The sequence below is a fragment of the Niallia sp. Man26 genome (assembly GCF_022049065.2).
In the GTDB taxonomy this organism is placed as follows: Bacteria; Bacillota; Bacilli; order Bacillales; family Cytobacillaceae; genus Niallia.
In genome coordinates this window covers 391,322-416,175 of the sequence record NZ_CP095744.1, presented here as the reverse complement: position 1 = coordinate 416,175, position 24,854 = coordinate 391,322, and the positions used below count along the sequence as shown (strand labels likewise).

23 protein-coding genes are annotated in these 24,854 nt (G+C 36.4%); 20 read left to right on the top strand and 3 right to left on the bottom strand.

Translation table 11 applies throughout. The features are described from left to right. The first annotated feature begins 78 nt into the window (after window positions 1-78). The 7 genes from L8T27_RS21480 (at window position 79) to L8T27_RS21450 (ending at window position 5,815) form a co-directional block, all read left to right on the top strand. Window positions 79-1,089, top strand: a complete 1,011-nt coding sequence (locus L8T27_RS21480) for a serine hydrolase domain-containing protein (protein WP_237944144.1) — start codon at window positions 79-81, stop codon at window positions 1,087-1,089. 106 nt (window positions 1,090-1,195) lie between these two features. Further along, a complete protein-coding gene (locus tag L8T27_RS21475; protein ID WP_233315094.1) occupies window positions 1,196-1,396 on the top strand; it encodes a helix-turn-helix transcriptional regulator in 201 nt (66 codons plus the stop codon). Continuing rightward, on the top strand, window positions 1,393-2,076 hold the full coding sequence (locus L8T27_RS21470; protein WP_237942885.1) for a DUF3169 family protein: 684 nt from the start codon (window positions 1,393-1,395) through the stop codon (window positions 2,074-2,076). The genes L8T27_RS21475 and L8T27_RS21470 overlap by 4 nt, the downstream gene beginning before the upstream one ends. A gap of 56 nt (window positions 2,077-2,132) precedes the next feature. Further along, window positions 2,133-2,420, top strand: coding sequence for a DNA-binding protein (locus L8T27_RS21465; RefSeq protein WP_233315096.1), 288 nt, complete (start codon window positions 2,133-2,135; stop codon window positions 2,418-2,420). 161 nt (window positions 2,421-2,581) lie between these two features. Next, window positions 2,582-3,805 (top strand): MFS transporter, encoded by a 1,224-nt coding sequence (locus tag L8T27_RS21460; RefSeq protein WP_237942883.1) that lies wholly within the window; start codon window positions 2,582-2,584, stop codon window positions 3,803-3,805. An 87-nt stretch (window positions 3,806-3,892) separates the two neighbouring features. Then, complete coding sequence (locus L8T27_RS21455) at window positions 3,893-4,195, top strand: hypothetical protein (protein ID WP_237942881.1); 303 nt, start codon at window positions 3,893-3,895, stop codon at window positions 4,193-4,195. A 39-nt stretch (window positions 4,196-4,234) separates the two neighbouring features. Continuing rightward, the gene (locus L8T27_RS21450) at window positions 4,235-5,815 is read left to right on the top strand and encodes a hypothetical protein (RefSeq protein WP_237942879.1); all 1,581 of its coding nucleotides are present in this window, start codon (window positions 4,235-4,237) and stop codon (window positions 5,813-5,815) included. Between the two features lie 38 nt (window positions 5,816-5,853). Here L8T27_RS21450 and L8T27_RS21445 read toward each other — a convergent pair whose 3' ends face one another. Genes L8T27_RS21445 through L8T27_RS21435 form a run of 3 tightly spaced genes read right to left on the bottom strand, consistent with a single transcriptional unit; the run spans window position 5,854 to window position 9,587 of the window. Further along, window positions 5,854-7,218 (bottom strand): MFS transporter, encoded by a 1,365-nt coding sequence (locus L8T27_RS21445; protein WP_237942877.1) that lies wholly within the window; start codon window positions 7,216-7,218, stop codon window positions 5,854-5,856. 33 nt (window positions 7,219-7,251) lie between these two features. Beyond that, window positions 7,252-8,787 carry an FGGY-family carbohydrate kinase gene (locus tag L8T27_RS21440; RefSeq protein ID WP_237942875.1) on the bottom strand — a complete coding sequence of 512 codons (1,536 nt, stop codon included), beginning with the start codon at window positions 8,785-8,787 and terminating at the stop codon, window positions 7,252-7,254. Window positions 8,788-8,810: 23 nt separating this feature from the next. Next, window positions 8,811-9,587 carry an SDR family oxidoreductase gene (locus L8T27_RS21435; protein WP_233315102.1) on the bottom strand — a complete coding sequence of 259 codons (777 nt, stop codon included), beginning with the start codon at window positions 9,585-9,587 and terminating at the stop codon, window positions 8,811-8,813. 214 nt (window positions 9,588-9,801) lie between these two features. Here L8T27_RS21435 and L8T27_RS21430 point away from each other — a divergent pair, with 214 nt between their 5' ends. From L8T27_RS21430 to L8T27_RS21370, 13 genes are all read left to right on the top strand, one after another. After that, window positions 9,802-10,926: an ROK family transcriptional regulator gene (locus tag L8T27_RS21430; protein WP_233315103.1), complete on the top strand. Its 1,125-nt coding sequence runs from the start codon at window positions 9,802-9,804 to the stop codon at window positions 10,924-10,926. Between the two features lie 130 nt (window positions 10,927-11,056). Continuing rightward, window positions 11,057-11,863, top strand: coding sequence for a GNAT family N-acetyltransferase (locus L8T27_RS21425; protein ID WP_237942873.1), 807 nt, complete (start codon window positions 11,057-11,059; stop codon window positions 11,861-11,863). Between the two features lie 94 nt (window positions 11,864-11,957). Next, a complete protein-coding gene (locus tag L8T27_RS21420; protein WP_233315105.1) occupies window positions 11,958-12,257 on the top strand; it encodes a hypothetical protein in 300 nt (99 codons plus the stop codon). A gap of 168 nt (window positions 12,258-12,425) precedes the next feature. After that, a complete protein-coding gene (locus L8T27_RS21415; protein WP_237942871.1) occupies window positions 12,426-13,022 on the top strand; it encodes a YdeI/OmpD-associated family protein in 597 nt (198 codons plus the stop codon). A 124-nt stretch (window positions 13,023-13,146) separates the two neighbouring features. Continuing rightward, window positions 13,147-14,022 carry an AraC family transcriptional regulator gene (locus tag L8T27_RS21410; RefSeq protein ID WP_237942869.1) on the top strand — a complete coding sequence of 292 codons (876 nt, stop codon included), beginning with the start codon at window positions 13,147-13,149 and terminating at the stop codon, window positions 14,020-14,022. A gap of 126 nt (window positions 14,023-14,148) precedes the next feature. Continuing rightward, window positions 14,149-14,856 carry a DNA alkylation repair protein gene (locus tag L8T27_RS21405; protein ID WP_233315108.1) on the top strand — a complete coding sequence of 236 codons (708 nt, stop codon included), beginning with the start codon at window positions 14,149-14,151 and terminating at the stop codon, window positions 14,854-14,856. A gap of 24 nt (window positions 14,857-14,880) precedes the next feature. Continuing rightward, on the top strand, window positions 14,881-18,042 hold the full coding sequence (locus L8T27_RS21400) for an ATP-binding cassette domain-containing protein (RefSeq protein ID WP_237944142.1): 3,162 nt from the start codon (window positions 14,881-14,883) through the stop codon (window positions 18,040-18,042). A 22-nt stretch (window positions 18,043-18,064) separates the two neighbouring features. Next, window positions 18,065-18,487: a hypothetical protein gene (locus tag L8T27_RS21395; RefSeq protein ID WP_237942867.1), complete on the top strand. Its 423-nt coding sequence runs from the start codon at window positions 18,065-18,067 to the stop codon at window positions 18,485-18,487. 346 nt (window positions 18,488-18,833) lie between these two features. Next, on the top strand, window positions 18,834-20,348 hold the full coding sequence (locus tag L8T27_RS21390; RefSeq protein ID WP_237942865.1) for a DHA2 family efflux MFS transporter permease subunit: 1,515 nt from the start codon (window positions 18,834-18,836) through the stop codon (window positions 20,346-20,348). Window positions 20,349-20,893: 545 nt separating this feature from the next. After that, entirely contained in the window at window positions 20,894-21,523 is a 630-nt protein-coding gene (locus L8T27_RS21385; RefSeq protein ID WP_233315111.1) for a hypothetical protein, read from the top strand. A gap of 431 nt (window positions 21,524-21,954) precedes the next feature. Beyond that, complete coding sequence (locus L8T27_RS21380; RefSeq protein WP_237942863.1) at window positions 21,955-22,926, top strand: LacI family DNA-binding transcriptional regulator; 972 nt, start codon at window positions 21,955-21,957, stop codon at window positions 22,924-22,926. 445 nt (window positions 22,927-23,371) lie between these two features. Beyond that, window positions 23,372-24,106: an SDR family NAD(P)-dependent oxidoreductase gene (locus tag L8T27_RS21375; RefSeq protein ID WP_237942862.1), complete on the top strand. Its 735-nt coding sequence runs from the start codon at window positions 23,372-23,374 to the stop codon at window positions 24,104-24,106. Between the two features lie 231 nt (window positions 24,107-24,337). Beyond that, entirely contained in the window at window positions 24,338-24,727 is a 390-nt protein-coding gene (locus L8T27_RS21370) for a DinB family protein (protein ID WP_282581471.1), read from the top strand. Window positions 24,728-24,854: the final 127 nt, after the last annotated feature.

Sequence of the window (24,854 nt, the reverse complement as noted above, 5' to 3'; positions counted from 1 at the left end):
TATATCATTTCATCTGGTATCATTTGGTTAAAAATAGGGAGTGGTGGTACAGTGCAAAACATAAATATCCCTGAGCGCATGAAGCATTATAATGTAGCAGGTTTAAGTGTTTCTGTTATTAAAGATAGTCAGATTTCCCAAATTGATAATTATGGTGTTCTTGAAGCAGGTACGAGTAAAATAGTGAACAATCATTCCCTTTTCAGTGCTTGTTCCATCAGCAAGTTTTTAACAGCTGTCTTGGTAATGGTGCTATCAGAACAAGGGATTCTTGATTTAGATGAGGATGTAAATAACAGGCTGACATCATGGAAAATCCCCAACAATTATTTAACTAAAAAAAAGGGTGTAACATTACGGAATTTGTTATGTCATCAATCTGGGATACAAGATCCTAAAGATAGTTTTATAGAACGAAAAGACACGGTTCTTCCCACTATGGAAGAAATATTAACTGGTGAAACGCCATATTGCCAGTCTCCGATTGAAGTGCAGTATGAACCAGAAAGTGACTTTCAATATTCGGATGCTGGATATTGTATTATCCAGCTGCTCATAGAGGATGTAACTGGAAAACAAGTAGAAGAAATTATAGAGGAGTTCATCTTTCAACCATTAAAAATGGCGAACAGCCGTTATCCAAGCCGTATAAGTGACATATCCCATAATTATTGCTGTGGCCATGACAAGTATGGAAATGTCATGCAAGAAAAGTATCCATTATATCCATATCCCGCAGCGGCAGGACTTTGGACAACTGCAGCTGACTTGTCACTATTAGTAATAGAAGTTATGAATGCGCTAGGTGATCAAAGTAAAATCGGCATTTCTCCAACTGCAGCAAGAGAACTAATTACCGCACAAGGCTGCAGAAGCTGGACAGGACTTGGCGTGTTTCTCGAAGGCGGAGAGATTTCATCACTAGGTTGGGGAAGTGGATTTCAATGCATGATGGTAGCATACCCTAAGTTAAGAAGAGGGTTAATTATCATGACTAATGGTAATACAGGTGTTCACCAATTTAAAGGAATTATCGGAGAAATATATGATTCTTATATTAGAACAAAAAAGACATCTTACAAAGAGTAAGATGTCTTTTTTGTTTTTAATTTGACCAATATAATTATCATTTTGACAAATATACTTGTCAAAACAAAATGTGTAATTTACAATAAATGTATGAGGTGAGAAAATTATGAAAAGTCGTTTGAAGGAGCTGCGGGCACGGGACGGTTTAAATCAAACTCAACTCGCCAAGCTTGCCAAGATAAGCAGGCAAACAGTCAGTTTAATTGAACGGGAGGAGTTTATTCCTTCGCTATTAATTGCAGTGCGGCTTGCCCGAATATTTAATGAGCCTGTCGAAAATGTATTTTTTATAGAGGAGGATGAATGATGAGAACATGGATTAAAATCATTGTTAGTGCAATTCTCGGGTTTTTTAGCTCGATTCTGATCTTGAAAGGCTTTGAAATAAATTTTGATCCATATGTAGATGAGTTTGTAATTGCAATATTTATTATTATTGTGATTGTAATGGGGGTAAGCTTTGGATTATACAAGCAGATTATTAGTTTAAATAATAAAGATGTCGATGGAGAGGAAGAAGATGCAGTAGACATCCAAATTTATAAAAAGCTTTCAGATTATGCGTTATTGACTTTTTCTAATTTCATTTTTTCTTTGCTAGCGTTATGTATTACGCTCATTACCAATAAAGAAATTGTAATTATTATACTCTCCTTAATTACCGTTTTAATTTGCTGCGTTTTAATGTCAATTATGATGAATCTGTATAGATTGGTGCAACCACATCGCCCAATCATTCCAAGGTCTTCGCATAAAGATTATGGAAATGCCCTATTAAACGTCGCCGATGATGGAGAAAAACATGTGATGTTAATAGGTTTTTATAAATCATATCATCTTTTTTGCACAGCTTTACTAATAGCAATCATGTTCGCCACATTCTATTCCATCTCATCAGGTAATTCACAAATTTTCTCCATAATAGCAATGAGCATTGTTCTAGTGCTGGCAAATGGCAAATATTATTTATCCATTCGCAACAAATAGGTAACTTTTTGCAGTTGATACTCGTATTAATGATAAAAAAAGAGAGGGTTGAAGACGTGGAAATTGATTTTTTCTGGATAGGTGCAGGGTTGGCATTGTTGGGTTATTTCATCGGAAATGGTTTGAAAAATTTTAAAAATCCTAAAGGCAGTCCATCAGGAACTCCTTTATTAATTAAAGAACGAGATTTATTTGTTTATTTAAGATTACGCCCTGAAGAGGTTAGAGAACTGTTGGAAAAATATCCTGATGCACCTAAATTGGTATTAAAAGGAACTACCTATTATCCATACGAACAATTGGTTCAATGGTTGTCGTCGGAGGATTTGTATAAAAAACAATGATATTTGCCTCGCTGCCTTTAGGCGGCTTTTTTTCTAACAAATAATGGTACAAATAAACAGATTTATGGTATTCTTGATTTAGAATATTTTGACAGGAGGCTATCCAATGTAGAATTCCCCGCTTTCTTAAAACTTAATAAATTAAGAAGTGAGGGCTACCTATGTCAAAATTTAAAAATGAGATGTCATTTAGGTTTCTTTGGCTTGGCCAAATGTTAGCTAATCTAGGTGATGTCATCTATACAGTTAGTTTAACAACAATTGTTTATAAAGCAACTAACTCTGTAACATTAATGTCGCTAGTGCCATTTGTTATCACCATTACGGCATTATGCAGCGGTTTTTTTGCGCCGATTATTCTTGATCAATATAAACTGAAATGGATTTTATTTTATTCGCAAAGTGGTAAGACGCTGCTGCTTTTCCTGCTTTGTATATTAATACCGACGATTCAGTTAGATAACTTGATTCTATTGTATATACTGATTGCCTTCATATCCTTTTTAGATGGATGTGCTACGCCAGCCAGAAATGCACTAGTCCCAGTTCTCGTACAAAAAGAGAAACTCGTCAAGACAAATAGTTTTTTAGCTGTTCTTGACCAAATAACGCAGTTAATCGCCTGGCCGATTGGGAGCATACTGTTAGTTATTTGGGGAGGGAATCATCTTCTTTGGCTGACTTTCTGTTTATTCATTATTTCTTCATTGTTTATGTTTTATATTAAACAAGATCAGCAACCAAAAAACGAAGTGATTATTTCTAAGTGGTCCTCCATTAAAGAAGGCTGGATAATTATTTGGGAGAATAGACAACTCCGATCTATTAGTTTAATGAATATTTTTGAAACCTTTGCTAATGGCGTTTGGATTGCTGCGATTTTATATGTATATGTAGAAGAAGTTCTTCATAAGCAAGAGTTTTGGTGGGGGATAATAAATGCATCCTTCTTTGCAGGCATGTTTTTTGGTGGTTTAATTGTCTATCGAATTGCAGATAAGCTGGAGAAAAAGCTGGGGTATTACATTATCTGGTCCACCTTCTTACTAGTGATCCTTACATTAGCCTTCGCGCTAATCTCGAATGCTTGGATTGCCTTAATCATTTCGTTGTTATTTGGATTTCCTCAGATGGTTAAAGACGTAGCTGCGGTATCCATTTTCCAGAAAGCAGTTAGGCAAGAGGCGCTTGCTAAAGTGTTTTCTGCAAGAGGGACTTTAATGTATGCGGCATTCGGTATTTCGTCTGTTTTTTTAGGATGGCTTACTGAAGAGTTTGGGGTGGTATGTACTTTCCTAACAGCCACAGCTTGCTTTTTGCTTTCTTTTATTACCGGGATACAGAACCGTATGTATTTAGCAGCGAAACAAGAAACTTTAAGATAACTGCCAAGTTGGCAGCTATCTTTTTTTATCAAGATAGCCACATTATTGTAGAAAGGAATAATTGATTTGTTCAAGAAAAAGAGGTATGTGGCAGCGAGTATTATTATAGTTTTATTTGTTTTTATGTGGTTTACTACCCCTTCAAATACAGAATTTGATCAATGGTTAATTGCAACAAATGGACTTGACTGCAATTCAAATCAAATATGCTCATTAGACAATATCATGATAAGCAGCAGTACTTCTAATCTATCTAATTTCGGCGTTTATGCAACTTATGAAAAGGAATTTGATTTCGAAAATGGAGAAAAACTAACTGTAAGAACGTTAGGAGTTTTCAATAAGATGCTTACGATAGAAGATGAAAGAGTTTGGGAGATAATTGATTAATTGCTAAAGCCTTAGGTTTCCGTAGGGAGGAGATATCCATTGAAATGGCCGTTTTCTAAACGTAAAAAAGACAATCCTGCAGACAGATTTTCAGATGGCTATATAGAAGAACTGCTTAAAGATACAGACAATATCGAGCTAACAAGAATTCCCGCTATTTTTCCCTTATTGTTAACACGTTCTGATGTGTTGAAAAGAAGAACAGCTAGTATGCTTACTAAACATGTTGCGTGCTTAACCATCCTTGAATTGGCAAAACTTGATGCCTTGTTTCGAGAACGAACTTCATTAGACTGGTCCATGGATTGGAGTAAGGAAAAACCGGAGAATTTATTATTGCCAAATATGCGGGAAGAACAGAGAGTGATTATTTTAGGGTTGTGCAGCTTTCACCCAAATGGCTATTTCCGTGAAAAAGCTTTAATTCTATTAAATCAATACACTTCAGGTAAAGAGTGGCCATTTTTACTTTTGAGATGTAAGGATTGGGTTGCAGCAGTGAGGGGAGCAGCTGATAAATATGTGGAGCGTCGCTTAAATGATAAGTATATGGCTGAAATTGTCTCAAGTCTTCCTCTTGTTTTTAAGTGGCAACTTAAGAAAGAGCATCTTTTTCAACAAGTTGCTCAAGTTTTATCACAGCCAGAATCATTGCCTTTTCTGAAAGAGGGGACAAGCGCAAAGGATAGGAACGTCCGGTATTTTTGTTATCAAATGATCATGCACGCAAATCTATATGATAAGGAATTACTAGTAAACCTATATAAAAAGGAAAAGGACCCTCTTGTGCGGCAAAGTTTGTTTAATGAATTAGTAAGTAGTCTCAAAGCTCATGAATTTAAAGAGCATTACTCCATTTTTAAAAGAGATAAGTTTCCTTCGATTCGTTTAAAGGGATTGGAGGTATTTCACTCCTACTTTCCAGAAATAAGTGGCAGGGAATTGGAAGCGGCGCTTTTAGACAAAAGCAGTACTATTCGCTATTTTGCTAGATTTTTATTAAAGAAGCAAAAAACATCCATAGATTTCAGCAGCTTTTATATGGGTATGTTGAATGCTAACCAGTATATTCGTGAAAGCTTATTAGGAATAGGGGAGACAGGCAGTAAAGAACAAGCACAGCTAATACAGCCGTACTTGTATCACAGCCGTATTTCCATCACAAAAGCTGCTATCCATGCTATATCGAAGTTAGATGGAGCAAAGTATAAGCAAGAATTTATTCAGCTTCTGCAATCGGAAATGATAGGCATATCCAAGGCTGCACGAAAGGCAATAGCACAGCATTATTACGAAGATATAAAGGATTACTTATATGATATTTATAAGGAAGCAAGCTATGAACATACTAAATATAATATAGCCATTTTATTATGTTCTTTATCCAAATGGGAAGCAATTTTTTATAGTATAAGTTTTTATGTTCAATGTGAAAACAGAGAAGTTTCCAGATTAGGTAAGTCTGCTCTTTTGAAGTGGATTAATCATTTTAATCGCAGCTTTGTGACACCATCATCAGAGCAAATGAATGCATTAATAACTTTATTATCAAGCAATCGTGAAAGACTTCAAAACGAAGAAGCAACAGCAATTGAGTTTTATATGAAAGGCTTTCATTGAAGATAAGAGGATAGCGGTATCCACTATCCTCTTAACACTTAATGTGCTTCGTTTAAAGCATCCTGCTCGGTATTTTTGTTAATCTTTGCACGTCTTCGTTCGAGTTCAATATCCATTTCGGCCCGTTTGTCATCTAACTTATAGAAAACAATCGTTATGCCAATCAGCACACAAATAATAAGCGGAACCCAGATAAAGCTGATTTCAATATATTTTAAAGCGCTTTCAGTTTGCGTTGCATTAGGTACATATCCACCGATTTTAAGGAAAACTCCTACAAGGGCGCTGCCAAGACCTAAGCTGACTTTTACAAAAAAACCTTGGAATGCGGCAATCATTCCAGAAATACTGCGATTATTTTTGTACTCGGAATAATCAATAACGTCCGGCTGTATCGCAAATGTTGTCCCAAAGATGCCGTAAATGCCAAGACCAGTTATCGTTAAGCCGGCAATCAGCATGGCAGGGGATGTTTTTCCAAAGTAAAGGACTAAATCTCCAACAATATAAATTAAGGTGCTTAAAAGCAAAACATTTTTCTTAGCCATCTTTTTTTGGAGCCAAGGCAATAATAGCAGGATTGGCAATCCGGAAAGAATTCCGAATATCCCTACAAATGTGAGCCAATCGGTTCTGCCAAGATTATAGGTGAAATAGTAGATAACAGTCGTATTTCGGATAACATATAGACTAAAGTAGAGAAAGTTTAATATAAAAAATATAGCAGCAGGGGCTGTTAATCCTTTGAAATCCTCTTTAAAGGAGGACTTGCCAGGCTGGACGGTCGGCGGCACAACTTCCTTTGTATTCATAAAGGTGAACACAAAGACAAGCACAGCGACAATGCCATATATAGTCATTGTAACTAAATAACCTTTTTGGTCATCTCCTTGACCGAAGAAATTTACCATCGGTGTGGTGATGGTCATTACTAATGCAGTCCCAAGCAATGCGCAGATCATTCTAGTTGATACTAACCAGTTGCGCTCATGATTATCGGAAGTTAACCGAGGTACAATCGTGTTTAATGGAATATTTACGACGGTATAAGCAATGTTCAACAAGCAATAAGTGATATACGCCCATAGAATTTTGCCTGACATGCTGAAATCAGGAACGATGAAGGTCATAATAGTAAACACAGCAAAAGGAAGTGCCCCAATAATGAAGTAAGGTCTCCCTTGACCCCATCTGGTTTTCGTTCTGTCCACCAATAATCCCATGCCAGTATCAGCAAAAGCATCGATGATTTTCGTTACTAACATTAAAGTACCTGCAACCGCTGCCGAAATTCCGAAAACATCTGTATAAAAGAAAAGGAGGTAGGATGCCATTGTACTAAATACGAGGTTGCAGGCAAAATCGCCCGCCCCGTATCCAATTCTTTTTCTCCATTTATCCATATTTATCACAACTCCTTTTTACTGCTGCTAAATTCATACTGTAGCTGCTGATATTTTTGTCAACGTTTTCATATCTGTTTTTAAGTTTTGGTAAATAGATTTATAAACTTTGTAATAGTCATTATATTTCTTGTGATTGTCTTCAATCGGCATAATCTTCTCATCAAGAACCTGCCACTTTTTCACATCTTCAAAGGAAAGCAAACCAGTACCAATTCCAGCCAGCATTACATCCCCCATATTTGCTTCGACATCGTGAATAGGACATACAACTGGATAGCCTGTCACATCAGCAAAAATTTGTCTCCATAATTTTGATTTAGTAACACCTCCTGCAAGCAAGATTGATTCACCTACATTTTCGCCTGTTGCTTCAATGGCATCTCTTAAACTGTAGGCAACCGCTTCCAAAAAGGCGCGATATATATGTGCTTTCGTATGTGCTAAAGATAAACCGACAATGGTGCCTTTCGCATCTGAATCCCAGACAGGACTTCTTTCGCCCATAAAGTAGGGAAGAACAACTAATCCTTCACTGCCAGCAGGTATATTGGCAGCCTGTTCATTTAATACATCATAAGCATTTTTCCCGCCTGCTTTTTCTGCTTCTAATTCAAATTGGCATAGCGTTTGTCTAAACCACTTTACGATTGCTCCTGCAGTAGCTCCACCAGCAAAATAGTATGATAGTCTTTTAGCATCGAATAAATATGGCCAAACAATTAAGTCTTTTCCTTTCACTGGCTGATTAGAAATCAATGCGGCGCACATGGACGTGCCAATAGCTGCTGCATATTTGCCAGATTCAAACACACCAAGGCCAATATTAGCTGCACCACAGTCAATCCCGCTGGCGATAACAGGCATTCCTTCTGCAAGTCCTAACTCTGCAGCTGCTTCTTTTGTTAACCCGCCGATCATGTCTGTTGATTCAACAATTTTTTCTGGCATCATGGAATAGGGGATTCCCATTGCATCGAGCAATTCCTTTGACCAAGTGCGGTTATTCATATCAAAAATCCCGCCAATATTACCAGCTGAAGAATAATCAATCGCCACTTCTCCGGTCAGTTTATAAATAACATAATCATTCGGAGGCAAGAACAGCTTCGTTTTTTTCCAGTTTTCCGGTTCGTGATTTTTCATCCATAATATTTTCGTGTAGCCGTAGTAAGGATCGGCGCCATTATGGGTAATTTCCAGCAGCTTTTCTTCCCCGATAGTATCTAACACCCATTGCGTTTCGACAGAAGCTCTGCGGTCCATCCAAATCATACAAGGTCTTACAGGCTCCATATGCTCATCTAGTGGAATGCCTGATCCGCCGTACAGTCCGCTAATAGCAAGTCCGCGAATGTCTTCAGGATGAATACCTGCTTTTTCAACCGTGTTGCTGATAGAAGCTTTTGCAGCATCAAGCCAAACATCAGGCCACTGTTCAGCCCATAAAGGCTTTGGTGTTAACACATCATATTCTTGGAGATCTTGAGCAAGCAAGTTTCCTTCTGTGTCCATTAAAATGGTTTTCGTACCAGATGTTCCGATGTCTGTACCGAGTAAGTAGTTCATTATGATGACCTCCTATGAATCTATTAAATAGCAGTGAATGCACCATCGATGACAAAGTCAGATCCTGTTGTAAAGCTGCTCGTATCGCCAGCAAGATAAACACAGATAGATTGTAATTCATCCGGTCTTCCCATCCGTTTAAGCGGTGCCATTTCATTCCATTGAGCAATTAATGGCTGTAAGCTTGGCGAATTCAAGGTAAGCTCTGTGCCGATATATCCTGGGCTGATGGAATTAACGCGCACATTTCTTGTTGCCCATTCTACTGCCAATGATTTAGTTAATTGAATAACTCCTGCCTTTGAAGCATTGTAAGAGCATTGCGGTTGTGGAACATTAACAATATGACCTGACATGGAAGCTGTATTAATAATAGACCCGCCGCCTTGTTTTAACATGACTTTTCCAGCAGCTTGGGCGGTTAGAAATACACCAGTAAGATTAATGTCGACTACTTTTTTCCACTGTTCAAAGGTCATATCTTCAGCAGGGATATTCATGCAGATGCCGGCATTGCAAAAGGCAACATCTAAACGGCCAAAATGTTCAAGCACAGTATCAATCATAGCGTTTACATCTTGTGGGTTAGTAACATCTGCTTTGATAGCGATAGACTTAATCCCATTGTTAGCTTCTAATTCTTTTGCAGTCTTGACAGCTTCTTCAATATCTAAATCTACAATAGCGATATCTGCGCCAGCTTCAGCGAAAGCGGTTGCGACACTCTTTCCAATACCTCTAGCACCGCCTGTAACGAAAATCTTTTTTCCATCCAGTCTCATTTTTTCAATAATGCCCATATTTATCATTCCTTTTCGTTAAGTTATTTTGTAAAATAGTTTTATAAAATACATTTACATAATAAAACGTCTTTTGATAATAGTCAATCTATTTAAAAGTAAAAATTGTCAGACGCTTTTTGACAAAGCTGTAATTGGATATGCTCGTATGTTATATTTAAAGGAGTTAAGATAAGTATTTTTATAAAATTGGTTTATCAAATGAGGTATTTTCATGGAAAATAACATCACATTTAAAGATATAAAAAAAAGCAATTATTCGGCTATCTATCATCTCATCTATCAAAATGGGAAGCTTTCCAAACAAGAAATTGCTAACCAGCTGCATTTAAGCTTGCCGACAGTAACGCAAAATTTAGTCCGTTTGGAGCAAGAAGGGTTAATTGAGAAGAGTGGGCAGTTTGAATCTTCAGTGGGAAGACGAGCAGCTGCTTATGCTATCTGCCCACAGGCCCGAATCAGCATTGGAGTGGAGATCCAAAAATCTACTGTACAATTACTGGCAGTTGATTTGCTTGGAAAAGCATTTCAGCAAAAACGGTTATCCTTGGGATATGCTAATGAGCATCACTATTACAAATGGTTAAGTCAAGAAGTTCTAGCCTTTATTGATGCCTTACAAGTGAAAGAAGAGCAGGTTCTCGGAATTGGCTTTGCTGTACAAGGGTTAACATCTAATGACGGCAAAAAAATAACCTATGGAAAAATATTAATTTCTACAGGCTTGGATATTGAGGTGTTTTCACAGCATCTGCCATATCGCTGCATGTTTTTACATGATGCCAAATGTGCAGCAACAACAGAGCTTTGGGTAAGAAATGATATGGATGATGCTGTCTACCTCTCGATTGGTCCCCATCTTGGCGGAGCGATTATAATCGACAGGCAGATTTACATGGGGAAAGAAGGGCATAGCGGAACGGTTGAACATATGACAGTAAATCCAAACGGGCCCCCGTGCTATTGCGGTAAGAAAGGCTGCATGGAAACATACAGTTCTGTCCATGCACTTCTAACAGAAGACGAATCATTAGAGTCATTTTTTGAACAACTGCGAAACAATTCTCCAGTTTATGTTGCGAGATGGAATGAATTTCTTAATTATTTAGCCATTTCCATTAATAATATCCACCTTGTATTGAATAGAGAATTCATTTTGGGTGGCCATATTACTTCATACTTAAGAGAAGAGGATATTAATATTCTTCATGAAAAAGTAAATGAAAAGACAGCATTTCCAAGCAATGATCCTTTTATTTATATAAGCCGTTCCCCAGAAAATGGCGTGCTTTTAGGTGCAGGTATACCATTTATTCAATCGTTTTTAAATACTATTTAGAAGCATGAAGAAGTTTTCATGCTTCTTTTTGCTATGAAAAAAATATCATGTTAGGGAAGAAGGAATTTATGTAATTTTGTATAATTATTAGTTAATAAGTATTTTTATTCAATTAAACGGGAGGGGTAAAATGTCGAGAACAAACTGGATTCAAATTATAGAGGAACTGTCCATGAACGCCTTACCTGCTTTACAAACAAATGTGTATGATGGATGGGTATTGCGTTTTGCTGATGGCTATACCAACAGAGCAAATTCCGTCAATCCGATATATTCTTCCTATCAAGAGGTTGCTAATAAAATTAGTACTATCGAACAAACCTATCGTAACAGAAATTTAAAGCCAATTTTTAAAATGACGAAGCAAGCTTTACCGGAAAACTTGGATGAGAATTTAGCGAAAAATGGCTATATTCAAGCTGGGTTAACCGCTGTTCAAGTATTGCCTTTAGAAGATGTAAATATTGCAGTAGTACATAAGGCTGAATTTTATCAAACTTTCGAAGAACATTGGTTTAATTACTATTGCCACCTCAATCATATTAGTGGGAGTAATCAAGTAACATTAGCGAAAATGCTAAAAAACATTGTGGCGAAAACTGCCTATTTTCTGCTGAAGAACGATAGTGGTGAAATACTTGCATGTGGGATGTGTGTATTAGAAAGAGGATATATCGGATTATTTGATATCGTCACAGCCAGCAACTGTCGTAATAAAGGGTATGGGACAGTGCTAATTCAAAATATCCTGGACTGGGGCAAGGATAATGGAGCGCAATATGCTTATCTGCAAGTAATGTTAAATAATGAACCTGCTTTAAAGCTTTATTCCAAAATCGGCTTTAAAGAAGTGTACCAAATACTGGTACAGAAGCAAAGACTAATCGGAGCAGGCAAAATGTTTACTCTTATAATTTACTGGGAACTGTTTTTTTAAAGATGTAAATTTTACAAGTCATGATACAGTCCATTTTTTGAAAACATATTAATAAAAGTTTGTTTATGATTAGAACAAAGAAATGAGGGTCGAAATGGACAAACAAATTCAACAACTGCAGGATCAATTAAAAATGGAGCATAAGAATGTAGCAAAATACACGCAGCATGTGTTTGAAGCACTTGATAAATTAATTGATGAACATCGGAGAATCGTATCATCAAACGCCTTAGCAGGAATTAAGCATGAGGGCTGTGAAGAGTATGCCTTTTATAAAACGATGCATGACGTAAAGTATACACTTATGAATGAGTTGCGCAAAACGGTTGATGATTTCACTCATTTAGGAGATAAATATCATGCGAAGAATTATCCTGATGGTGTAAAAAAATAATGACTGTATTGTAAAAAATCCAGCACTATTTTAGTTGCTGGATTTTTTACGTCGCAGTCTCAGGCTGTTTAACACAAATAGCACATATTAAAACATATAATAATCGATTATAATAGAACCACATACATAATTGTCAGGTAAACGAAACGCGAAAAGGAGTATTTTTTCATGTCAAATTATAAAACTAATCCTAAGGTCGATGAATTTTTGAATAAAGCAAAAACATGGCAAGAGGAATATAGAATATTACGTAATATCATTCTTGACTGTGAGCTTACAGAGGATTTTAAGTGGATGCATCCTTGTTATACACTTAATGATAAGAACGTCGTATTAATCCATGGTTTCAAAGAGTATGTTGCTCTTCTGTTTCATAAAGGCGCATTAATAAAAGACCCACAAGGTATTCTTGTTCAGCAAACAGAGAATGTACAAGCAGCCCGGCAAATCCGGTTTACTAATGTTCAGCAAATAATAGACATGGAATCAGTCTTAAAAGCCTATATTAAAGAAGCTATTGCAGTAGAAGAGGCCGGCTTAGAGGTTGAATTAAAGAAGAATGAAGAATACTCCATGCCTGAAGAGCTGCAGATAAAATTTGCAGAAATCCCAGCATTAAAGTCTGCATTCGAAGGATTGACACCTGGAAGACAAAGAGCATATTTATTACATTTTTCACAAGCAAAACAAGCAAAAACTCGAGCCGCTAGAGTAGACAAATATGTACAGCATATTCTTGACGGCAAAGGCTTAAACGACAAGTAAATTAAAAATGAAACCTTCCACTGATATTTCGATTGGAAGGTTTTTTTAACCCTGCATAATCGTGCACAAAATGTCGGGTTGCTGGCAATCATTTCAGCTATTATTTGGTTGAGGAGGTCGTAAAATGGATTCGCTAAAAAACATGAATGATGCAATGAAATATATTGAGGAGAATTTAACGAACGAAATAGACTTTAAAGTGGTAGCAAGGTTAGCACATTGTTCAGAGTATCATTTTAAAAGGATGTTTTCCTTTTTGGCTGGGATTTCTCTTTCAGAATATATCCGCCGCAGACGTCTTAGTTTAGCAGCACTTGAACTAACTAATAGCAGCATAAAAATAATTGATGCAGCTCTAAAATATGGGTACAATTCGCCTGATGCATTTACTAGAGCTTTTCAACAGCTGCATGGTGTTACCCCATCAGAAGTAAAACGCAAAAGTATTCAGTTAAAAGCGTATCCGCACATGACCTTCGAATTATCTATTAGAGGAGGTAATGAAATGAATTACCGTATAGAACAGAAAGACCCCTTTCAAATAGTTGGTATTATGAAAAGAGTTCCAATAATATTTGAAGGAGAGAATCCAGAAATAACAGCGATGTGGCAGTCATTAACGATGGAGAAAATAGCACAATTGCAGCAGCTGTCCAATTTAGAGCCTAAAGGAATGATACAAGCATCTCTTAACTTTTCAGAAGGGCGGATGGAGGAAAAAGGGGAGCTTGATCAATATATTGGTGTAGCTACAACGGAAAGCTGTCCGGAACACTTTTCTAAACTTGAAGTGCCAGCTTTGACTTGGGCGGTTTTTGAATCTATCGGCCCATTCCCAAGTACACTGCAAGCAACATGGGGAAGAATATACTCAGAATGGTTTCCGTCTTCTAACTATGAAGCAGTAGAAGGTCCTGAGATTCTGTCCATTAAAAATAAAGATTTAACTTCACCAGCTGTTAAAACGGAGATTTGGATTCCTGTTGTAGCAAAATACTAGTAGATGATTCAGAGCTGTTTCGGACAGCTCTGTTTTATTTCATCTATATCAAAAGTAGGAGAATACAGGCAAAAAAATAATGGTAAAATGGAAGATATGAAAGAGCTTAACTAGGAGAGGAAGACAATGGATTTTCAAACGGTAATGAGTGAGCTTGAAGCACTTGGCAAGGAACGCACAAAAAAGATTTACATGTCCAATGGTGCTCATGAGCCTTTATTTGGTGTGGCTACAGGTGCTATGAAACCAATCGCTAAAAAAATTAAAATTAATCAATCATTGGCAGAAGAGCTATATGCAACTGGGAACTATGATGCAATGTATTTCGCAGGCATTATTGCAGACCCAAAAGGCATGACAGAATCGGATTACGATCGGTGGATAGATGGTGCTTACTTTTATATGCTGTCCGATTATGTGGTAGCGGTAACATTATCTGAGTCTGATATTGCCCAAGAGGTTGCTGATAAGTGGATTGCAAGCGGAGACGAATTGAAGATGTCTGCAGGCTGGAGCTGTTATTGCTGGATGCTAGGAAATCGCAAAGACACCGAGTTTTCCGAGAGCAAGATTTCAAGCATGCTAGAAAATATTAAAGAAACAATTGCAGAATCGCCTGAACGAACAAAATCTGCTATGAATAATTTTATATATACTGTTGGTGTTTCTTATTTGCCGCTACATGAAAAGGCAGTTGAAACAGCACAACAAATAGGTATTGTCGAAATGAAACGAGCTAATAAAAAAAGCAGCTTCTTACATGCTTATGAAAATATTCAAAAAGAAGTGGATAGAGGAAAACTGGGATTTAAACGTAAATATGTCAGATGCTAATTAGAATGTAAGGAGAGAATAACGATTAAAATCAATCAGTTAATTGCCAACAATATTAACCGTTTAGATGCAATCTTGCCAGAGGATCGGTCGCTCGGAATTGCAGGCTTATCCGGGTCAGGAAAAACTACCTTTTGTCAAACAATAGGGGAGGAATCAAAAAAACGGCTTGTTTCTCTATTGCCTAAAGCGGAATACCAATATTTATTTGCAGATATTATGGAAACCAATTTTAGCGCTATTAATATGGAGAATATGCCGTTAGTGCTTTTTCTTGGAAAATCCTCGATTTCTTCCAATCCACGCTCTACTATTGGCACACATACTGGTGTTTTTAAAGAGATACGAAATAAGTTTGGAGAAATGTTTCATCTGTCACCAGAGGTATTTTCTTTTAATAATGCGTTAGGATGGTGCCCTGCATGCAAAGGGCGGGGAACGACAAAAAATGTTACATGTAAAAAGTGCGATGGCAAGCGTTATAGTGAAGATGTAGAGCAACATCTGCTAAAGCTTAGAAATCATCCTCACAGCATTTCTGATGTGAATAATTTAAGTGTTGAAACGATCTATTCCTTGGCGAAGGAATTAAATATTAGTGAAGAAAGACAGCTTGTTCTTCGCAATATTATCAATATGAATATAGGTTACTTAACATTAAACCGGATAATGGGCACCTTATCGGGCGGAGAACTAACCCGTCTATATTTGGCAGAATTTATGTCTGCCAGCAGCAATACGGTGATTATTATTGATGAAATATCGGTTGGTCTTGATCATGACACGCTATTAAAAATATTAGAACAGGTTCAACAATTAGGCTGTAAAAACCAAATTTGGCTGATAGATCATTCAGATAGTGTATTAAATGCAGCAGATAAGCAATTGTTCTTTGGGCCAGGCAGCGGTAAATACGGAGGAAAGCTAGTGAAAGAATCTCCGCGTCCGCAAGCCATACTTTGGGAACGGAATGAGGAAACTCCAACTGAATTCTATCCATTTTACGATTTGTATTGCCGCAATATTCAAATGGCGGAAATCGAGATTCCAAAAAATAGACTTGTAACCTTTACAGGTGAATCTGGCTGCGGTAAATCAACTTTAGTAAATGAGTGTATTGCAAGGGATTTTCTGAAGCGATACCCAAAAGACAAACTCGTAATGGTAGGTCAGGACCGGAATCAGTCCATCACGAGCAGGTCAACCATTGCGACATTTCTTGATATAAAAAGGAAGCTATCAAAATATAGCAGCGAAATAGAAGATGTTTTTCAGCGCTCAATTGAAGATATTGTTGAAGAGCTTCCAAAAGAAGACATTGTCCATAAACGGCTAAGTTTATTGATTAAGCTTGGGCTCGGATATTTAACATTGGAACGAAAAACACAGACACTGTCAACAGGTGAATTTCAATGTGTTCACTTAGTTTCAGAGCTGTTTGCCAACACCAGAAATCCGCATACACTATTTATATTTGATGAGCCTTCTAAAGGGTTATCACAAAATATCTTAAATCAATTCATTGATAGTGTAAGAATTATTTTGGAAGATCAAACAGTCTCCATCATAATGATTGAACATAATGCTTATATGCTTGAAAGCTCTGATTTTATTGTAGATTTTGGAAAAAGACAGTCCGAACCTGTGCTGCATCTTGATGTGGTCAGTCATGATGAATATTTCAGCCAAAAAAATACTGAGAAGAATGATGAATCGATACATATATCATCCCAATTAGATTCAGTAAAGGGAATAAATTATTTAACGGAAAATCATATCAGTTATTTTAAACAAGCTGAAAACGTCTATAAAGGCGGCATTCTTAAGAGTCTTTCTTCTATGGCACGATTGATTTACGGCGAATATGAATCTGAAAAAATTGCACCAGTCATCGCTATTGATTTAGAGAGGCACTTATATAGCCAATACAGTTTTCTTTTTGAAATAGGCGGAATAATTAATCATATCGTATCTGCTCATCCAGCTAATAAAGATACAAAAAGCTTTGATTTTTATAGTCAAGCTAATCACTGTCCAAGCTGTTCCGGGCGCAGAGAAATGGAAAAATTTGATTTTGAGTTAGTGATTCAAGATAAAACAGTTCCATTTTGGGACGGCTTATTACATCCTGATGTGATGGAAGTGCTGAAATATTATCAACATGCAAAAATACATTTTCTTTTCGAGGAAATAAAAAATGAATTAGGTCATGATTTGAGTAAGAGCTATAACGAGTTAACAGAAGCAGAAAAACATACCTTCTTATATGGCTATTGGGACAAGTCATTTTATGATAAAGCGACAAAGTCTTCAAAGAAATGGGAAGGCTTCAACTTTATACTTGGCCGTTATATGGTTGTGTCAAAATCCATCATTAAAGAACAGATGAAGCAATCAAAAGAAATGATACCTTGCCCAATTTGTAATGGCACTATATTAAATCACGAGAAAAAGCTGTTGATTAGTGACGTCGATATCCGGGAGTTAATTCAACTTCCTATTACAAAGATTATTAATATCGTCGGCTCATTACCAGTTTTAGAGAAACTTAAAGCAATCGTCGGCAAAGACATGCCACTGACGCAGGATGTTTCCTTGCTGCCTCGAAAAACACAAGCAGCCCTTAAAATGCTGGAACTTGAATTAGCAAGCTTTGTCGGCTATGAAATTGTTTTGCAAAATGTGTTGCCGTTCTGGAGCAGTATTAAAGACAATATCAAAAACTTAAGCAGTAAAAACGAGCTGACAATCTGTGATTTTACTGGTATTGATGAAACGAGAGAAAGTATTATTGATAAATATTTCACGAATGGGAAATACAAAAAGCTAACCTATGTATATGAAGCATTCGGATATAAAAAAATTGTAACCCAAATTAATAAAATAAAAGCAAGTCATCCATGTCCTTTCTGCAAAGGCAAAAAGGTTATCTCGGAAGATAATCTTCATGATGGTGTCATGAAATTATCGGTGCCGTGTATCAGCTGTCATGCGAGCGGGATCAATGAAGAGGGATTAGAGGAATTAGTTGAAGGTGTAAAAGTACAAACATGGCTGACTGGTACGGTAAGCGATGTGGTTACAGAAGGCGCTGCAGAGGAAGTCAAAGAAATTCCAATATTCAACCGCATTCGAGAATTAAATAAGCGAGATATGATGGCTGTATATCACAGCTTGGCAAAATAACAGAAATGGAGCAACGGATATTATGAAACAAAGTCTAGGAAATGCTGTTCAAGACTTTTGCGGAACATGGAAGTTGTTAAGGGAAGAATCTAATTATTCATTAGGCAGTCCGCCTGCTTCAGGCACGTATAATATCAAGCTAGTTGGCGAGAAAGTGCTATTTCACGTCAGCTGGGAGGAACAAAGTGAACAAACATATCAAGTGGAATTTTCCGGGATTCCTGACGGGGAAAAGCATCCTTTTAAAGGTCAAGGAGTCGATTTTGTTAAGTATGAAATAACTGCAGATGGAAAATTCATCTCTGCTGCATATAAAGATAGAAACATCCTTAACGAGGCAACGAGATCATTATCAGCAGATAAAACACAAATGTTCGTTACACAGCGAATACTTGGACAAGATGGACAGCTGCATGCTAATTATTCCGTTTATAGTAAAGAATAAACAGCCTGCCGCAAAAAAAAATAGAAGTGCGTTCATTGAACGCACTTCTAATAAAAAATTACATAAAAAAATATGTAATTCACCATTGAAAAGAGTTACTAGATATGGTAAATTTACATAGGTATGCATTTTATATTTAGTCATCATCGTATATTATCCCTATCTTAATTATACGATGTATACCATGCTTTCGTCAATCCTTTTTTGAAAAAAATTTAAAAGGAGTGTTTTTGTTGTAAATTCAATTATTTAAAACAGAAACAAAGGAATTATTGAAACGGAGGGGAAGAGGGGAGCTTTACAGTTTTGAAGGATAAATTAAATAAGAAAGAAGGACTGATTCCACATGACAAAGGAAACGAATTCACCTCCATATGGCATGATTGCGATTTTATTTATCGGCGCCTTTGTAGCGATATTAAATGAGACCTTGCTTAACGTTGCTCTTCCAGCAATTATGGAGGAATTCGACGTCAATGCGACTGCAGTACAATGGCTGTCTACAGGTTATATGCTCATTAATGGGATATTAATACCAGCTAGTGCGTTCTTCATTCAGCGTTTTTCTGATAAAAAATTATTCTTAACAGCCATGTTATTATTTACTTTAGGAACGCTCTTAGCAAGCGTTGCTCCAGCATTCAGTGTGTTACTAGGAGCGCGCATGATTCAGGCAGCAGGATCAGCGATCATGATGCCGTTATTAATGAATGTGATGCTTACAGCATTTCCAGTTGAAAAAAGAGGGGCTGCAATGGGGATGTTTGGTCTGGTGATGATTACAGCTCCAGCAATTGGGCCAACGCTCTCAGGCTGGCTGATTGAGCATTACAGCTGGAGAATGTTATTTGATATTGTTCTGCCAATTGCAGTTTTAACTTTAGTTTTTGCCTTTATTAAATTAAAAGATGTAACGGCCCAACGAGATATTAAGCTTGATATATTCTCATTAGTTTTATCGAGCATTGGCTTCGGTGGGTTGCTGTATGGCTTTAGTTCTGCAGGAGAGAAGGGCTGGGATAGCCCATACGTATATGGAACGATTATTATTGGTACAGTTGCATTGCTTACTTTTATCCTGCGCCAGCTTCGGATGGATGAGCCGATGCTTGAGTTTCGCATCTATAAGTATCCTATGTTTGCATTGTCGTCAGTTATTTCCATTGTTATTTCAGTCGCAATGTTTTCATCTATGATCCTGCTGCCAATCTATGTGCAGACCATCCGCGGCATTTCTCCAATGGATTCAGGCTTGTTAATGCTCCCTGGAGCGATTGTAATGGGAATAATGTCGCCGATAACAGGGAAACTCTTTGATAAGTACGGAGCAAGAATACTAGCCGTAATTGGCTTAACAATTACAGTTATAACGTCTTATTACTTCAGCAAGATCGGCATGAATACTGCATATTCCACACTTGTCTTATTGTACACCTTGCGTATGTTCGGAATGTCCATGGTTATGATGCCAGTAATGACAAACGGATTAAATCAATTGCCGCCGATTAACAATCCACACGGAACAGCATTGAACAACACTTTACAACAAGTATCAGGTGCAATTGGGTCAGCGTTATTAATTACCGTTATGCAAAATAGAACGAAAGCAGAAGCAGAGGAATTAGCTGCTAATGCAATGGCAAATATGGATGCAAGTACAGCACAGTCGGCAACGGAAATTCAACAACAAATCATGAATGAAGCAATGATACATGGAATTAACTTTACCTTTATTGTTTCTACATGGATTGCAGTGCTTGCACTAATACTCGCATTGTTTATTAAACGAGTAAGACCGCATTATGGAAATCAGGCGGCTAAAGAGGAAGTTAGTACGAAGCTTGATAGTATAAAAGAGTAAGAATAAGACACAGAAAAACGGGTTGCCTAAGCACTAGGCACCCGTTTTTATTAATTATAGACTGTAATAAACATCTCAATCTGAATACATAGTAACCCAATATAATTATTATTTTAATATAAGGAAATAACAGGGATTAGTGAAGGTGTTAAATGAGTTACTCAAGTATTTTAAATGCGAATAATTGGGGAAAAATTTAAAAGGAAAAGATTCTTTTATTATAACTAAGATTGTAATTTTTTGTAAATTATTCCGTCTAATCTCCAAATAAAACTAGGAGAGAGAGCCGTGAAACTATCACCTTTTTTTCAGACAAGAAAAGGAAGTATTACGAGCTTCAAATAGCACAGGAGGGGGCGATGACAATTAACGAAAAGAATGGGGCTGAAATGTCATTATTATCCTTTGATAATTACATATATGTCGGTAAGGAATAGAGTTTAGAATAATTCGATTATTAGAGATTGCTAGAAATGACCTCCTATTATATGGTATTGTACTAAGGTACGTAAATACAATATATAGTACAGTAGGGGGATTCTTACATGAAAAAATTTGGGTTTTTGTTATTTTTAGCCATTACGGTACTTGCACTTGCTGCTTGTGGAGCTGACAAAGAAGCAAGCAAGACTTCAAGTGACAAGAAGGAATCAGAAGAAACAGAGGATTTTGCTGTAGACAAAGGTCTGCTAAATGTGGAAATTACAATGCCAGCATCTTTTGTTGAAGGCGAGGACATTGATAATACCATTAAAGAAGCGGAAGCAGAAGGTATTGAGGTAACAAAAAACGAGGATGGTTCTTTAACGTATAAAATGTCTAAATCAGAGCATAAAAAAATGATGAAAGACATTAAAACAAATGCCGAAAAATCATTAGATGAAATAAAAACAGACGGCACTTTCCCATCTGTGAAAGATATTACTTACAATAACTCTTTCTCTAAGTTCACTTTAACGGTTGATAAAGCAGCCTATGAGAACAGCATGGATTCATGGTCCATTATCGGTATTGGTATTACGGGTATGATGTATAACCTCTTTAACGGAGAAGACATGGATAAAATGAAGGTAAATATCGATGTTAAAGACGAAGCAACAGGAGAAGTATTTGATACGACAGTTTATCCTGATGATTTAGAAGAAGCAGAAGAGGAATTAGCTACAGAAGAATAAAATAATGAAAAGCCCGAATTCTTATGCGGATTCGGGCTTTTATTATGCACTATTTCGGGGCATATCATGAAGGAGCGACAAGCTGAGAAATATTTTCCGTATTTTATGTTGTATTTCCTGAGAAATCGCATGATATGACAATGTTTGCGGTTTTTTTACATCATTTATCTATAGAATAAAGACAAAATGAAAATAACTGAATTCTGACTTTAAAACAAAAGTAATCTTAATGTCTGTTAACCCAAGATTTGCTGATTAAACATACAAACAAGAAAATTCAGAGTAGAGCTTAAAAATGGAAGTGACGGCTAATGTTAATAACGTGATGAGCACTTTTTCTTCCTAAAATGTTATAAATCTTTCATCTTGTAAAACAGCGGATAATCTTTTGTACTATAATATACTTAATTGGTTTTTTAGGAGGAACAGAAATGAAGCCTAAAATTGAAGATGTGGCGAAAAAGGCTGGTGTTTCGCCAACTACTGTTTCGCGTGTTTTGAATAACCGCGGGTACATAAGTGATAAAACTAGGGAAAAAGTCCAAGAAGCGATGAATGAGCTTAATTATTTTCCAAATGATGTTGCTCGGTCTTTATTTAACAAGCGGTCTAACTTAATTGGCTTGATACTGCCGACAACGGCAAACCCTTTCTTTGGAGAACTGACTTTTCACTTAGAAAACATTTGTGCAACGTTAGGGTATAAGGTGTTGCTTTGCAATAGTTTAAATCAGATTGATAAAGAAGAAAAATACTTGGAAATGTTATTACGAAATCAGGTGGATGGAATTATTGTCGGCACACATAATCGCGGTATTTTTGATTATCATAAGCAAGGTTTAGCTGTTGTTGCTATAGATAGGTATCTGTCTGAAACCATCCCAGTTGTCGGCTCTGATAATTACGAAGGTGGGAAAATCGCAACAGAATTGTTAATTGAAAATGACTGTAATTGTATTGTGCTAATGGATGGAATTGGAGAACTGGAAACGCCGGCCAGATTAAGAAGAAAAGCGTATATAGATCTTATGGAGCAACAGGGCAGGACGCCAATTATTTATGAAATATCAGAGGTTTTTGCTCAAAATAGTTATATACATATAATAAATGAAATTTTTAACGACCATCCAGAAGTAGATGGTGTATTTGCCACTAATGATTTATTTGCGGCAGCATTTTGGAATGAAGCAAAAAAACGAGGAAAAAACATTAAGGTAGTCGGCTATGATGGGACAGAGACAGCTCAAACATTATTACCAGAACTTACAACCATTAGGCAGCCAGTCGATCTAATAGCGAAAACAGCTATCGATATTTTATTGAAAGAAATAGAGGGAGAATTCACAGACATTCATTTAGAAACAAGGCTGCCTGTTCGATTATTAAAAGGAACTACAGCTTAAATATTGCTTTATTATATGGTGGTAGAGATGCTGGTTTAATTCGCTTTTATTTTGACTTAGGAAAGAAAAAAGGTGACTATTTTGATTGAAGTTTTTGCTATTTTTAGCTTTTACTTATTACCCATTTATTGTATTGTTTTTTGTTTAAATCTTGTGTCATTGTTAAAGAAGATAAAGTATGAAGAAAATACAGCTAATAATACCGTATGGTTTACAATTTCCTTTGTACTAATCATTATGACCATAGCTTCACTCACTACGCTTGAGTAGAGAAACAGCAAGAATAAGAAATGTTATTTAAAGAACCCAGCAGAAAATGCTGGGTTCTTTGTTATGTTACGAATATTGTTACAAAGTAATTCCTCCACTTTTTCCATTTGTTTCATTTATAATTTAAAGAAGATAAAATTTTCAAAAAAATCAATATAGAGAGGAGTTATAAAAAATGCTCAAAAAAAGAAAAGTTATAGTAACAGGTGCAGGCTCTGGAATTGGAAAGGAGATTGTCAAAGGATGTTTAAATGAGGGTGCATCGGTAATTGCTTGCGATATTAATGGCAACTCTTTAAATAATTTATCACTGGCAATGGATGATCGCAATGTTTTATATACATACCAATTAGATGTCAGTAAATATGAAGCTGTTACTAAATTTTTTTATTACATCGAAGCAGAACATTCTGACGTAGATTGTTTAGTTAACAATGCTGGAATTTATTTAGCAAAAAATATTTTGGATTATCAAGCAGATGAAATGGATAAAGTTTTAGACATAAATGTAAAGGGATTTATTTATTTTTCACAAATGTTTGGCAAAAAATTATTGGAAGAGAAACGGAAGGGAGTCATCATTAATATGTCTTCAGTTTCAGGGATGGAAGGCAGTTCAGATGCGATTTACGGACTTTCGAAAGCAGCTATACTTGGTTTAACTAAAAGCTGCGCCATGAATTTTTCACCATATATTCGAGTTAATGCTGTTGCGCCTACGATGGTGAATACAACGATGATGGGGATAATACCTGATTGGAGAAAAGAAGAATATTTAAGTCACCAACTCATTAATACCCCTGTCCTACCTGAAGATGTGGCGGAAACGGTTGTTTTTTTATTATCAGATAAAGCAAAGCATTACACAGGAGCAACGTTTGATATTAATAATGGAGGATATTTACGGTAGTAAAAGACTCCACATTATGTCGGTACGAAATGGAAAATTAGTGTTTAGTGAAAAGCTTCATTTATGTATAATAAGAAGAATATTCAGTTATTATCTTTATAAGTGGGGGATAGTGAGATGGACAAACAGGAATATGAGTGGGTAAAACAAACAAGGCAGATTTTACTAGACCAGTGTAAAGAATTGAATGAAGCTGATTTTACAAAAGAGTTTGGATTTGGATTTTAAAATATAAGAGATTCCTTAGTTCATGTCGCGGGTTGTTATCATGCTTGGTTAGGTTCTTTTGTGCTTGCCAAAACGGATGCACCATTATTATCAAAGGAAGCAATCAAGGAAATGAAAATGGAAAATATCCAACATTATTTTCAGCAGGCAAATATATATGTAGATAATGTTTTCGATCAATTCGCTGATAGAAATAATGAACTGATCGTTAAAGAGCCTTCTTGGAAAGTAGGCAGTGGGGTTATAAGAAAATCGCCACACCAATTACTATGCCATTCTATTACGCATGAATTTCATCATAAGGGGCAAATTGTAGCAATGCTGCGGTTACTCGGTTATTTACCTAATAATACAGATATTTTGGGACTATCTGAAAAGGAATTTTCATTTTAATAGTTTTAAAGAAAATCACCTAACAGAAATAAGTGCTAAAGGCAGCAATGATATTTTTCTTATTACATAACATGGTAGGTTAAATGAACAAAAGTGATTTAAAATGTAGTGAAAATTGATGATAGGA

Bases quoted from the DNA above. Each gene is read 5' to 3' on its own strand.
- L8T27_RS21395 (WP_237942867.1), top strand. From the start codon at position 18,065: ATGAAACAAAGTCTAGGAAATGCTGTTCAAGACTTTTGCGGAACATGG.
- L8T27_RS21375 (WP_237942862.1), top strand. From the start codon at position 23,372: ATGCTCAAAAAAAGAAAAGTTATAGTAACAGGTGCAGGCTCTGGAATT.
- L8T27_RS21430 (WP_233315103.1), top strand. From the start codon at position 9,802: ATGGAAAATAACATCACATTTAAAGATATAAAAAAAAGCAATTATTCG.
- L8T27_RS21480 (WP_237944144.1), top strand. From the start codon at position 79: ATGAAGCATTATAATGTAGCAGGTTTAAGTGTTTCTGTTATTAAAGAT.
- L8T27_RS21470 (WP_237942885.1), top strand. From the start codon at position 1,393: ATGATGAGAACATGGATTAAAATCATTGTTAGTGCAATTCTCGGGTTT.
- L8T27_RS21415 (WP_237942871.1), top strand. From the start codon at position 12,426: ATGTCAAATTATAAAACTAATCCTAAGGTCGATGAATTTTTGAATAAA.
- L8T27_RS21410 (WP_237942869.1), top strand. From the start codon at position 13,147: ATGGATTCGCTAAAAAACATGAATGATGCAATGAAATATATTGAGGAG.
- L8T27_RS21435 (WP_233315102.1), bottom strand. From the start codon at position 9,587: ATGGGCATTATTGAAAAAATGAGACTGGATGGAAAAAAGATTTTCGTT.
- L8T27_RS21405 (WP_233315108.1), top strand. From the start codon at position 14,149: ATGGATTTTCAAACGGTAATGAGTGAGCTTGAAGCACTTGGCAAGGAA.
- L8T27_RS21385 (WP_233315111.1), top strand. From the start codon at position 20,894: ATGAAAAAATTTGGGTTTTTGTTATTTTTAGCCATTACGGTACTTGCA.
- L8T27_RS21420 (WP_233315105.1), top strand. From the start codon at position 11,958: ATGGACAAACAAATTCAACAACTGCAGGATCAATTAAAAATGGAGCAT.
- L8T27_RS21445 (WP_237942877.1), bottom strand. From the start codon at position 7,218: ATGGATAAATGGAGAAAAAGAATTGGATACGGGGCGGGCGATTTTGCC.
- L8T27_RS21460 (WP_237942883.1), top strand. From the start codon at position 2,582: ATGTCAAAATTTAAAAATGAGATGTCATTTAGGTTTCTTTGGCTTGGC.
- L8T27_RS21380 (WP_237942863.1), top strand. From the start codon at position 21,955: ATGAAGCCTAAAATTGAAGATGTGGCGAAAAAGGCTGGTGTTTCGCCA.
- L8T27_RS21440 (WP_237942875.1), bottom strand. From the start codon at position 8,787: ATGAACTACTTACTCGGTACAGACATCGGAACATCTGGTACGAAAACC.
- L8T27_RS21475 (WP_233315094.1), top strand. From the start codon at position 1,196: ATGAAAAGTCGTTTGAAGGAGCTGCGGGCACGGGACGGTTTAAATCAA.
- L8T27_RS21390 (WP_237942865.1), top strand. From the start codon at position 18,834: ATGACAAAGGAAACGAATTCACCTCCATATGGCATGATTGCGATTTTA.
- L8T27_RS21425 (WP_237942873.1), top strand. From the start codon at position 11,057: ATGTCGAGAACAAACTGGATTCAAATTATAGAGGAACTGTCCATGAAC.